The sequence below is a fragment of the Actinomadura napierensis genome, from assembly GCF_039529375.1.
GTDB classification, from domain to species: Bacteria; Actinomycetota; Actinomycetes; order Streptosporangiales; family Streptosporangiaceae; genus Spirillospora; species Spirillospora napierensis.
In genome coordinates this window covers 1-11,676 of sequence record NZ_BAAAMR010000185.1, presented here as the reverse complement: position 1 = coordinate 11,676, position 11,676 = coordinate 1, and the positions used below count along the sequence as shown (strand labels likewise).

Sequence of the window (11,676 nt, the reverse complement as noted above, 5' to 3'; positions counted from 1 at the left end):
CGCGGGCGCGCCGCCGCCGGTCGGCGTCGGGCACCTGGTCCGCCGGCAGCACCGCCGTAGTGCCTTCCGGGCCACCGGACAGCGCGAACCCCGCCGCCCGCGCCGGCCCCGGAGCGGGCGGCGCGGCCTGCCCCTCGGGCTCCGGGATCAGCGTCGGCCCGGGAACCGGGGCGATCGGCTCGGTCGGCGCCCGCCCGCTCAGATCGTCCTGCCCGAGCGCCGCGGCCCCCGACTCCCCGCCCAGCCCGAAGCGCGTCCCCCGTCCCGGCGAAGCGTCCTCCCCGGCTGACGCGGACCGCCCGAAGGGTGCCGCCTGCCCGAACGGCGCGGCCTCCCCCAAGGGCGCGGCCTGCTCCGCCGACGTCACCTGCCCGAACGGTGCGGTCTGCCCAGATGATGTGGCGTCCCCGAAGGGCGCGGGTTGATCCGGCGATGTCGGTTGCTCAGGCGACGTGTCCTGACCGGTCGGCACGGCCTGCTCAGATGGCGTGGCCTGCTCGGGTGATGTGGCTCGCCCGAAGGGCGCGGGTTGAGCCGGTGAAGCCTGTGCGGGCGTGTCGGTCTCTGCCGGTGGCGTGGGCTGTGTCGCCGACGCGGGTTGGTCGGACGGGACGGGCCGTCCCGGCGAAGGCGGTGCGGTCTGCCCGGAGGACGGGTCGGGCTGTCCCGGCGCAGGCTCCGGGATGAGCGGGACCGGAGGCGGGGGCCAGGTGATGGGACGGTCCGGCCGGGCCGCCGGGGGCGGCTGCGGGGCAGGGGCGGCCGGTGCGGGGTCCTCTGGCTGCCGACGATCCTTCCTGCGGCGCGGAACGACCCGCATCGTCACCTCCCCGGGCTGACAAGATCTGGAACAGTCTTTCAGGACGGGACGGTGTCCCGCATCGTGTCGCGGCCGAACCCGGCCAACGATCGCGGATTGCTCGTCCCGTGATGAACACTGCCCCGTCCGGACGGGTCCGAAGCGCGGAAAGCCCGTCCCCGCGAGCGGGCGGGGACGGGCTCTCCGGAAAGCGGGCGGCACCTCAGTCGATGCGCCAGGTGTCGCCGCTGCCGAGCAGGGCGCCGAGGTCGCCCTTGCCCTGCGTCTCGACGGCCTCGTCGAGCTGGGCGCGCATCAGCTCGTCGTAGGACGGGCGGTCGACGTTGCGGAAGATGCCGATCGGGGTGTGCTCGAACGCCGGCTGGTCCAGCCGCGTCAGCGCGAACGCCATCGACGGGTCCGGGTTCGTGGCGTCGTGCACCGCGATGTCCGACGCGGGGACGTCCGCGACGTTCACCACCTCGAACGAGCCCGACGGCGCCCGGCGCAGCGCCTTCTGCCGGTCGGCGCCGAAGACGATCGGCTCGCCGTCCTCGAGGCGGATCGTGATGTCGTCGCGGACGGCGGCGTCCTTGAGCGGCTCGAACGCGTTGTCGTTGAAGATGTTGCAGTTCTGGTAGATCTCGACCAGCGCGGTGCCGCGGTGCTCGGCGGCGGCGCGCAGCACCGACTGCAGGTGCTTGCGGTCGGAGTCGATGGTGCGGGCGACGAAGGTGCCCTCCGCGCCGATCGCCAGCGACAGCGGGTTGAAGGGGGAGTCCAGCGAGCCCATCGGCGTCGACTTGGTGATCTTGCCGACCTCGGAGGTGGGCGAGTACTGGCCCTTGGTCAGCCCGTAGATCCGGTTGTTGAACAGCAGGATCTTCAGGTTGACGTTGCGGCGCAGCGCGTGGATCAGGTGGTTGCCGCCGATGGACAGCGAGTCGCCGTCGCCGGTGACGACCCACACCGACAGGTCGGGGCGGGAGGTGGCGAGGCCCGTCGCGATCGCGGGCGCGCGGCCGTGGATCGAGTGGAACCCGTAGGTGTTCATGTAGTACGGGAACCGGGACGAGCAGCCGATGCCGGAGATGAACGTGATGTTCTCGCGCCGCAGCCCGAGTTCGGGCAGGAAGGACTGGACGGCCGCGAGGATCGCGTAGTCACCGCACCCGGGGCACCAGCGCACCTCCTGGTCGGTCTTGAAGTCCTTCATCGTCTGCTTGGCGTCGGTCTTGGGGACCAGCGACAGCAGGCTCTTCCCGTTGCCGTTCACGGCGCCGTTTCCGTTGGTGTCACTCACTGTCGATCACTTCCTGGATCACGTCCTGCAGCTCCTCCGACTTGAACGGCAGGCCACGGACCTGGTTGTAGCCGATCACGTCGATCAGCAGCCGTCCGCGCAGCAGCATCGCCAGCTGGCCGAGGTTGATCTCCGGGACGATGACCTTGTCGTAGGAGCGCAGCACCTCCGGCAGGTTCGCGGGGAACGGGTTGAGGTGCCGCACGTGCGCCTGGGCGACGTCGCGGCCCTCCGCCCGGACGCGCCGGACCGCGGCCGAGATCGCGCCGTAGGTGCCGCCCCAGCCCATCACCAGGACGCGGGCCGCGCCGGACGGGTCGTCCACGGCGAGCGGGGCGACGTCGTTCGCGATCCCGTCGACCTTGGCCTGCCGCAGCCGGACCATCGTGTCGTGGTTCGCCGGGTCGTAGGAGATGTTGCCGGTGACGTCGGCCTTCTCCAGGCCGCCGATCCGGTGCTCCAGCCCCGCGGTGCCCGGGATCGCCCAGGGGCGCGCCAGGGTCTGCGGGTCGCGCCGGAACGGTTCGAAGCCCTCCTGCGACGGGGCGGCGAAGTCCGGCTCGATCGTCGGCAGCGACGCCACGTCCGGCAGCCTCCACGGCTCGGAGCCGTTGGCGAGGTAGCCGTCCGACAGCAGGATGACGGGCGTGCGGTACTTCACCGCGATGCGGGCCGCCTCGAGCGCCGCGTCGAAGCAGTCCGAGGGGGACTGCGGCGCGACCACCGGGACGGGCGCCTCGCCGTTGCGGCCGTACATGGCCTGCAGCAGGTCGGCCTGCTCGGTCTTGGTCGGCAGGCCGGTGGACGGCCCGGCCCGCTGCACGTCGATGACCAGCAGCGGCAGTTCCGTCGCGACCGCGAGGCCGATCGTCTCGCTCTTCAGCGCGACGCCCGGCCCGGACGTGGTGGTGACGCCGAGCGACCCGCCGAACGAGGCGCCGAGCGCCGCGCCGACCGCGGCGATCTCGTCCTCGGCCTGGAACGTCCGGACGCCGAACCGCTTGTGCTTGGACAGCTCGTGCAGGATGTCGGACGCGGGGGTGATCGGGTAGGAGCCGAGGTAGACCGGCAGCCCGCTCTGCACGCCCGCGGCGACGATGCCGAGGGACAGCGCGGCGTTGCCGGTGATGTTGCGGTACAGGCCGGCGTCGTGGTCGGCCGGCTTGACCTCGTACTGCACCGAGAAGGCCTCGGTGGTCTCGCCGTAGCTCCAGCCCGCCTGGAACGCGGCGATGTTGGCCTTCATGATCTCGGGCTTCTTGGCGAACTTCTTCTCCAGGAAGCCGACCGTCCCCTCGGTGGGGCGGTGGTACAGCCACGACAGCAGCCCGAGCGCGAACATGTTCTTCGCGCGCTCGGCGTCCTTCTTGGAGATGTCGTAGCCCTCGAGCGCGGTCACCGTCATCGAGGTGAGCGGCAGCGCGTGCACCCGGTACTCGTCGAGCGAGCCGTCCGTCACCGGGTCGGCGGCGTAGCCGACCTTGGCGAGGTTGCGCTTGCTGAACTCGTCGGTGTTGATGATCAGGTCGGACCCGCGGGGCAGGTCCGCGACGTTGGCCTTGAGCGCGGCCGGGTTCATCGCGACCAGCACGTCGGGCGCGTCGCCCGGGGTCAGGATGTCGTGGTCGGCGAAGTGCAGTTGGAAGCTCGACACGCCGGGGAGGGTCCCGGCGGGGGCGCGGATCTCGGCCGGGAAGTTCGGCAGCGTCGACAAGTCGTTGCCGAACGCCGCCGTCTCCTGGGTGAAGCGGTCGCCGGTCAACTGCATCCCGTCACCGGAGTCCCCGGCGAAGCGGATGATGACGCGGTCGAGCTGCTGGACCTGTTTGGTCACAGAGGAAGACCTCCTCGACGCGCAGCACCCGTCCTGGGGGAGGCGCCCAGGATCATGATGCTACTAAGGCTTACCTTCATGGTATGTCCGGGATGGAATGCTGGTCTCGGGGATCGGGCCGCTCAGCGGTGCGGTGGCGACGGGCGTGCGGCCCGGTGCCGTCCGCCGCTCGGCGTCCGCTGGTGGTGGCCGTGGTCTGAGAGGCGCAGACCGCGGCCGTCGCTCCGCCCGTCATGTGCGACATCCCGCCCTCAGGGAGGTCATGACCCCGTATCACAAGGGTTATCACCTCAGGCGGAAGATCACGCGTCCCGGTTGGATTCGGGCGGGTCCTAACCGGTGCTACGAACCGGACTGGTCCCCGGGTTCAGCGCTGAACACAGGGAGCTGGCCAGCCGGCAGAGGTCGACGTGCAGCCGCCTCACCAGCCGGGCGGGATGGGCCGGGGAGCCGTCGCTCCCCGAGGGCACGGAGTTCACAGCCCGAAGTGTAGACAGGCTGAATTTCGTTCTGTTCCACCGCCCCCGGCGCCCGGCCGGGGCCTCAGTGCCCGCCCGCGCTGCCCGTGCGCGCCGCGTTCGGCCCGGACGGGGCGCCGCTCCCGCGCGGCGCGCCGCTCGTCCCCGGGGACGGGGAGCCGGTCGGCGTGTCCTTCACCACCTTGCTCCGCTCCCGGTCGAGCTTGGCCAGCAGCGCTTTGACGTCCGCCCGGGTCAGCGCCTCGCCGATCACCCGAGCCTGCGCCGAGTACGGGTACGAGCCGGGGTGGTCGAGCGCCGACTTCACCCACGTCCGCCAGGCCCGTCCCGTGACGGTGCAGGTCAGCACGAGCGACCGGTCGGACGGCACCGGGGCGGACGTGGCGCAGGACCCGAGCGGCGTGCCGCGGGTCGCGATCGCCGCGCGCAGCGCCGCGCGCGCTCCGTCCGGCACCGTGTCCGGCGACGACAGCGTCGCCGGGACCCGCACCGTGCAGCCCGCCGTGTTCTGGTCGCAGTCGACGAAGGTCAACCGGCCCGGGTCGAAGTGCAGGTTCGGGTCGGCGGCGCCGGCGAGCGCCTTCACGCGCGGCCGCATCCGGGCGAACAGCGTGGCGGGGTCCCCCAGGTCGGCGACGGTGAACCGGGCGCCGTCCGAGCCGGAGGCCTGCACGCTCAGCAGCCGGTACGGCGCCGCCGCCGACACCAGGTAGGTCGCGTCCTTGGTCGTGATCCTGTAGGCGCGGACGCCGTTGACGGTCTGGGTGGGCGGGTCCGCCGGGGCCTTGGTGAGCGATTCGGCGATCGCCTGCGCGCCCAGCACGTCGGGAACGTCGAAGCCCGGGACGGACGCGGGCGCCTTGGACCAGCGGCCCGCGAAGTTGTCGGGATGCGACCGCTCGCCCGCGTACTCGCGCCAGAACCCGAGGCCCGCCTTGATGTAGGTGTCGCCGTCCACCGCCACGACGTCGGCCTTCAGGGTCCCCGCCGTCAGCGTGCCGGCGGCCGAGCCCGCCGCCGTGACCTGCAGGTCGACCTGCACGAGAGCGCCGTTGGCGCCGGTCAGCGTCCCGCGGTAGCGGAACCCGGGGCCGGAGGTGAGTTCCCGTCCGGCCTTCAGTGCCCACGCCGCGGGCGCCGCCGAGGACGGCTTCGGGCGTGGCTTGCCGGGCCCGTCGTCGTCGGAGACGAACACCACGGCGACCGTCGCGGCCGCCGCCAGGACCACGGCGATCCCGGCGCCGGTCACCAGCCGCTTCTTCAGCTTCCCGCCCCGCGGCTGCGGCCCGCCGATTCCGGACGGCAGCGGCATGCCGGGAATTCCGGGCCCCTGCGGTGGTGGCCCGCCCGCGTCCCCCGGCCCATAGCCCTGGGATTCGAACGCGTCCTGCGGCGCGTAACCGCCTTGCGGCGCGTATCCGCCTTGGTTCGCGGACACCTCGTGCGCTGCGAAGTCGATCTGCGGGGCGTAATCGCTCTGTGGTGCGTAGTCGCCCTGAGGCGCGTAGGCGTCGTACGGGGCGTAACCGGCCTGGGGCGCCGTCTGCGCTGGGTGAGCGTCCTGCGGGCCGTAGCCGTCGTGCGGGGCGTAGCCGCCGTGCGCCGGGAATCCGCCCGGCGGGGTGGTGCCGTCCGAGGCCATGCCGCCGCCCGGGAGGACGAGACCGTCCGCGACCGTGGTCTCGGGGTGCGGCGGGGCGGGGGCGGGCGAAGGCGGGCCGCCGGCGACGAGGACGTCGTCCGGTGCGGGCCGGGCAGGTCTGGACTCCGGAGAAGGGTCGTCCTGATCAGCGCTCACAAGCCCTAAGAATGCCCGACGACGCGAGCGGTCGGACCGGAAAACACGCATCGCCGGGCATACCGCCGCATGGGCGAGGGCGGCCGGCCTCCGCGCCGACCGCCCTCACCTGCGGTGTCACTCGCTGTCGAGACCGCTCTGCAGCGAGGCGACCTCCGACGCCGTGGCGCCGATCACCTTGTACTGGGCGTGCTTGTAGAAGGTGCCGCCGGTGGCCTTGGCCCAGCTCTGCCAGGCGGAGGTGGCGACGCGGCAGCTCGCCCACACCGAGCTGCTGCTGTTGATCGTGATCGTGTCGGTGCAGTTGCCGAGGTCCTTGCCGGTCAGCGTGCCGGCGGTGATGTTGAACCGCACGTCGACCGTGATCGGCGTGGACGCCCCGTACGGCGGCCGGATCTTGGCCTCGACGGTGCAGCCGGAGTTGCTGTTGCAGCCGCCCTTCTTCCACTCGTCGACCGTGGGGCGCGCCGACGCGTCGAAGGAGTCCTTCAGCTCGCCCATGCTGGTGCGCATGTTGGAGAGGACCGTGGACGCCTCGGACGAGGACTTCGGCGTGACGTCCAGCGAGACCCGCGGCGTGGTCGCCTCGTAGCGCAGCAGCTCGGCGTCGTCGGAGTCGGTGATGTAGAGGGTCGAGGTGAAGGTGCTGAACTTCAGCGCCTTCTTACCGGACCACGTCGTCTTCAGCGGCTTGACCTTGGCGGTGGCGGCCGCGCGGAGCTTGGCCGCCAGCGCGGTCGGCGACAGCTCGTTCTTGAAGTCGATGTCGAGCTTGTCGGCGCTCATCCGGCCCCACTGCTGGCCGCTCTTGAGGTAGTACGGCGAGCCCTCGACGTTGTCGATCTGGTCGCGCCAGTACGCCTGGTCGGCCTTCACGAACAGCTTGCCGTCCGCCGACAGCAGGGTGACGTTGTCGGTGTTCCAGGTGACCGGGCCGGTGGCGCGGCCGCCCTTGGTGACGTCCAGCTGGCCCTGGATGCTGTCGGCGCCGCCGCCGAAGTTGCCCTTCAGGCCGACCGCGCGCTCGGCGGCCATGGAGTCGGCCGCGGCCCGCAGCTTCTCCTCGGGCGACTTGCCGCCGCCCTTGGACGCCAGCACGAACACCACGGCACCGATGATGAGGATCACCACGACGGCGCCGCCGGCCAGTGCGGCGATCAGCGGTCCGCTGCTGCGCTTGGGCGGCGGGGGCATGCCCGGGCCCATCGGGGCGCCGGGAGGGGGCGGGAAGAACGGCGGCGGCGTGCCCGGGCCGCCGTACCCGCCGGGGGGCGGCGGCGGAGCGCCGGGACCGCCCTGCCCGTATCCGGGACCGCCCTGCCCGTATCCGGGATCGCCCGGAACGCCCTGGCCGCCCGGGTAGCCGGGGCCGCCCGGACCAGGGGAACCGCCGGGCCCCGCGGGCGGCGGTGGAGGCGGCCAGGAGGCACCGCCCGGGTTCTCCCAGCCCGGGTTCGGCGGAGGGTTGCTCATCCGGTCACGTCCTTCCAGGTCAACTGACCCCAATGCATCCTCTAGTGTGCAGCAAAACGATGACATTGTGATCCTCCGCGGTGGAGGTACGACGCCACACTCTGCACGTCCCCTTCGGGGATACTTGCTTGGACGCGGACGGGAGGGTGGCGGTGCATAACTATTTCGACTCATATGTCGGGCTTGCCGCGCTGCTGATCGCGGGCGGCGGGATCGTCGGCGGCGGCCTCGCCGCGAACCGGATGCTCCGTCCGCACCGCCCGACTGTGGAGAAGCTCACCACGTACGAGTGCGGCGTCGACCCGGTGGGGGACGGCTGGGCGCACTCCTACATCCGCTACTACGTGTTCGCCTACCTCTACGTGGTCTTCGCGGTGGACGCGGTGTTCCTCTTCCCCTGGGCGACGGTCTTCTCCGCCCCCGGCTACGGCGCCACCACGCTCGGCGAGATGTTCGTCTTCCTGGCGTTCCTGGCCGTGGGGCTGCTCTACGCGGCCAAGAAGGGCGTCCTGTCCTGGACCTGAGGCCCCGGCGGGCCTTCCCCGGGCTGTAACAATGCTTGCGTGGGCACCATCGATCTACCGCCGCCGAGCGTCGGACCCCTGTCGCGGCTCGCGCCCAAGCCGGTCAAGTTCGTGCTCAACTGGGGCCGCCGCTACTCGCTGTGGGTGTTCAACTTCGGCCTGGCCTGCTGCGCGATCGAGTTCATCGCCACCTCGATGAGCAGGCACGACTTCATCCGGCTCGGCGTCATCCCGTTCGCGCCCGGCCCCCGGCAGGCCGACCTGATGGTCGTGTCCGGGACCGTCAGCGACAAGATGGCGCCCGCCGTCCGCCGGCTCTACGAGCAGATGCCCGAGCCCAAGTACGTGATCTCGTTCGGCGCCTGCTCGAACTGCGGCGGCCCGTACTGGGACTCCTACTGCGTGACCAAGGGCGTCGACCAGATCATCCCGGTGGACGTCTACGTGCCGGGCTGCCCGCCGCGGCCCGAGGCGCTGCTGCAGGGCATCGTCCACCTGCAGGAGAAGATCGCCGCCGAGTCGCTCGGCGACCGCTACGACGGCGGCGACGCGGTGAGCCCGCCGCCCGCGCCGCGTCCGTTCTCGGCCACCGTCCTGCGCCGCCCCCTCCAGCCGCCGCCCGCCGACCCGCCCGCGCCTGGTCCCGGCGAGGTTCCCGAGGCCGCCGCGGACGCGACGCAGCCCGTCCCGCCGCCGGTCGACCGCGTGCCCGGCACGGAAGAGCACGCCGCCGACCCGACCCGCTCGCTTCCTCCCGCCGAGCCGGCGGCCGAGGCCGGTGCCGCCCGTCCGGACGACGAGACCCAGCCCGTGCCGGCCGTGGAGCCGGAGCAGAAGCGCGACGACGCGCCGCCCGGGGAGCCGGAGGCGGGGCCCGCCGACGACGCGCCGCCCGCAGAGGGGGCGACCCGTCCGCTGCCGCCCGTGGAGCCGCACGACGAGACGCGGCCGGTTCCGGCCATCGAGGACGAGCCGCCGGGCGAACCGGCCGAGCGGCCGCCGCACGAGCACGACCCGTCGATCGTCCCGGGGCTCACCGACGACGGGAACGACGACGAGATCGGCCGGAACCGGTGAGCGCCCCGGCGGAGCTGGTCGCCGCCTGGACGGACCGGTTCGGCGGCGACGTGACGACCGAGGAGACGACCGGCGGGCTGGCGGTCGGCGTGCCGGCGGACCGGTGGGTGGAGGCGCTCGCCTTCGCCCGCGACGACCTGGCCTGCGGCTTCTTCGACTGGCTGACCGGCGTCGACGAGCTGGACGAGGGCTTCGCCGTCGTCGTCCACGTGTACTCGCTGGAGCGGCGGCACCATCTGCTCGTTCGGACGCGGGTGCCGAGGGACGCGCCGTCCCTGCCGACCGCGACGGGCGTCTACCGGGGCGCGGCGTGGCACGAGCGGGAGACGGCCGAGATGTTCGGCATCGTGTTCGAGGGCCACCCGAACCTCGTTCCGCTGCTGCTGCCGGACGGCTTCGAGGGGCATCCGCTGCGCAAGGACTTCGTGCTGGCCGCGCGGGTGGCCAAGCCGTGGCCGGGGGCGAAGGAGCCGGGCGAGTCGGGGCACGGCGCGCCGAGCCGCCGCCGCGTCCGCCCGCCCGGCGTGCCCGACGAGGGTCCGTGGGCGGAGGTGGCGGAGCGCCGGCGTCCCGCTCGCCCACGGGAGGAGCCGGGCCCGGATGCTTGAGATCATCGGCAAGCTGGTGCTGGTTGCGGCGGCGTTCGCGCTGCTGCCCCTGCTCGTGGGGCAGGCCGAGCACAAGGTGATGGCGCACATGCAGGGCAGGCTCGGCCCGATGTACGCGGGCGGCTTCCACGGCTGGGCGCAGCTCGTCGCGGACGGCGTGAAGTTCGCGCAGAAGGAGGACGTGGTCCCGCGCGACGCCGACCGGTGGGTGTTCAAGCTGGCGCCGGGCGTCGCGCTCGTCCCGTACCTGCTGGTCCTGATCGTGGTGCCGATCGGCCCGGGCGGGCAGGTCGCGCTGGACCTCGGCGTCGGGGTGTTCTTCGCGCTCGCGGTGATGGGCGTCGGCGTGATCGGCGCGATCATGGCGGGCTGGGCGAGCGCGAACAAGTATGCGCTGCTCGGCGGGATGCGGGTCGCGGCGCAGCTGATGTCCTACGAACTGCCGATGGTGTTCGCGGCGTCGTCGGTGGCGATGGCGGCGGGCACGCTGTCGATGCAGGGCATCGTCGGGGAGTGGCGCTGGTGGTGGCTGCCGTGGCAGGCGATCGGCGCCGTGGTGTTCTTCGTCGCGGGCCTCGCCGAGCTGCGCCGCCCGCCGTTCGACATGCCTGTCGCCGACTCGGAGATCATCTTCGGCCCGTACACCGAGTACGGCGGGCTGCGGTTCGCCCTGTTCATCCTGGCGGAGTACGCCGGGATCGTGGTGCTGTGCGCGCTGACGACCGTGCTGTTCCTGGGCGGTTGGAAGGGCCCGTTCCTCAACACCGAGCTGGGCTGGCTCTGGACGATGATCAAGGTCGCGGTGCTGGCGTTCTGCGTCATCTGGCTGCGGGTCAGCTACCCGCGGATGCGCGAGGACCAGCTCCAGAAACTCGCGTGGGCGTGGCTCGTCCCGCTGTCGCTGGCGCAGCTCGCGCTGACCGGCGTCCTCAAGGTCGCCTTCGCCTGAGCGTCCGCGCGGTCGGCGGTCACGGCAGGAAGATCGTGTACTCGGCGAGCTGCGGCGTGATCGTGGGCGGCAGGTCGCAGTCCACGGCCATCTCCTCCACGGAGACGAACGTGCCGTGCTCGTCCCGGTGCCGGACGACCCGCTCGGCCAGCTCGTCCGTCATCCCCGGCAGCGCGGCGACGATCTCCACGGGGGCGTGGTTGACGTCGACGAGGCCGCCGTCGTCGTAGGCCCGGGGCACGTCCGGGCGGCCGATCCGCAGCTCGTGCGCGAGCGCCGGGTCGTCGGCGGCGATGGCGCGGGCGTCGGCGCGCAGGCTCCGCCGGTACTTGGCGTACTCGACGGCGTTCTCGTTGTGGTGGCTGCGCGGGGCCTCGCGGGGGTACACGTTCCGGCGGACGGCGAAGGCGTGCGCGGTGCCCACGGGCCACAGCGTCAGCAGCAGGATCGTGCCGAGCGCGACCAGCAGCACGTTCCCGGTGTCGAGGGCGGCCAGGACCGCCGCCAGGCCGAACCCGTAACCGGCCGCGGTGGCCCCGTAGTTCCACGATCCGCGCTTGGCGGCGGCGTAGAGGAACGTCACGGGCGTCGCGAAACCGAACGTGAGGAACGGCAGGAGCGCCCACAGGACGCCGGCCGGCTGCGGAGGCGGCGGCGGGACCGGCGGCACCGGACGCAGCGGCGGCACCGGATATCCCCCCGACCCCCAGCCCGGAGACCGGTCCGGCCGGTCGACCGCTGACCCCGGGCCCGGAGGACGCGGCGGGACGGCGGGACGCGGCGGCGTCGGCGGACGCGGCGCGGCGGGCGGGCGCGGTGCCGCCGGCGGACG

10 protein-coding genes and 1 pseudogene are annotated in these 11,676 nt (G+C 72.7%); 4 read left to right on the top strand and 7 right to left on the bottom strand.

Translation table 11 applies throughout. The features are described from left to right. The 6 genes and pseudogenes from ABD296_RS47250 to ABD296_RS47230 form a co-directional block, all read right to left on the bottom strand. Positions 1-367, bottom strand: a pseudogene (locus tag ABD296_RS47250) (hypothetical protein); the annotation flags it as partial. 655 nt (positions 368-1,022) lie between these two features. Further along, positions 1,023-2,102, bottom strand: a complete 1,080-nt coding sequence (locus tag ABD296_RS47245; protein ID WP_344284310.1) for a 2-oxoacid:ferredoxin oxidoreductase subunit beta — start codon at positions 2,100-2,102, stop codon at positions 1,023-1,025. Continuing rightward, positions 2,095-3,936 carry a 2-oxoacid:acceptor oxidoreductase subunit alpha gene (locus ABD296_RS47240; RefSeq protein WP_344284307.1) on the bottom strand — a complete coding sequence of 614 codons (1,842 nt, stop codon included), beginning with the start codon at positions 3,934-3,936 and terminating at the stop codon, positions 2,095-2,097. The genes ABD296_RS47245 and ABD296_RS47240 overlap by 8 nt, the downstream gene beginning before the upstream one ends. A gap of 332 nt (positions 3,937-4,268) precedes the next feature. After that, on the bottom strand, positions 4,269-4,406 hold the full coding sequence (locus ABD296_RS50780) for a putative leader peptide (RefSeq protein WP_407061586.1): 138 nt from the start codon (positions 4,404-4,406) through the stop codon (positions 4,269-4,271). 73 nt (positions 4,407-4,479) lie between these two features. Continuing rightward, positions 4,480-6,213, bottom strand: coding sequence for a LolA-like protein (locus ABD296_RS47235; protein WP_344284304.1), 1,734 nt, complete (start codon positions 6,211-6,213; stop codon positions 4,480-4,482). A 117-nt stretch (positions 6,214-6,330) separates the two neighbouring features. Continuing rightward, positions 6,331-7,686, bottom strand: coding sequence for a hypothetical protein (locus tag ABD296_RS47230; protein ID WP_344284301.1), 1,356 nt, complete (start codon positions 7,684-7,686; stop codon positions 6,331-6,333). 152 nt (positions 7,687-7,838) lie between these two features. On the opposite strand from ABD296_RS47230, the gene ABD296_RS47225 reads away from it, so the two are divergent. From ABD296_RS47225 to ABD296_RS47210, 4 genes are read left to right on the top strand one after another with little or no spacing between them, the layout of a single operon-like run. Beyond that, positions 7,839-8,210, top strand: coding sequence for an NADH-quinone oxidoreductase subunit A (locus ABD296_RS47225; protein ID WP_344284298.1), 372 nt, complete (start codon positions 7,839-7,841; stop codon positions 8,208-8,210). A 39-nt stretch (positions 8,211-8,249) separates the two neighbouring features. Further along, complete coding sequence (nuoB, locus tag ABD296_RS50850; RefSeq protein WP_455363882.1) at positions 8,250-9,287, top strand: NADH-quinone oxidoreductase subunit NuoB; 1,038 nt, start codon at positions 8,250-8,252, stop codon at positions 9,285-9,287. Continuing rightward, positions 9,284-9,895, top strand: coding sequence for an NADH-quinone oxidoreductase subunit C (locus tag ABD296_RS47215; protein WP_344284295.1), 612 nt, complete (start codon positions 9,284-9,286; stop codon positions 9,893-9,895). Before nuoB ends, ABD296_RS47215 begins: the two co-directional genes overlap by 4 nt. Beyond that, the gene (locus ABD296_RS47210; RefSeq protein WP_344284293.1) at positions 9,888-10,844 is read left to right on the top strand and encodes a complex I subunit 1/NuoH family protein; all 957 of its coding nucleotides are present in this window, start codon (positions 9,888-9,890) and stop codon (positions 10,842-10,844) included. Before ABD296_RS47215 ends, ABD296_RS47210 begins: the two co-directional genes overlap by 8 nt. Before the next feature lie 19 nt (positions 10,845-10,863). On the opposite strand, the gene ABD296_RS47205 is transcribed toward ABD296_RS47210, so the two are convergent. Continuing rightward, positions 10,864-11,676, bottom strand: an 813-nt coding sequence (locus tag ABD296_RS47205; protein WP_344284290.1) for a ComEA family DNA-binding protein, incomplete at its 5' end; no start/stop codon positions are given.

Excerpts from the sequence above, each read along its gene's own strand:
- ABD296_RS47230 (WP_344284301.1), bottom strand. The coding sequence starts at position 7,686 with ATGAGCAACCCTCCGCCGAACCCGGGCTGGGAGAACCCGGGCGGTGCC.
- ABD296_RS47210 (WP_344284293.1), top strand. The coding sequence starts at position 9,888 with ATGCTTGAGATCATCGGCAAGCTGGTGCTGGTTGCGGCGGCGTTCGCG.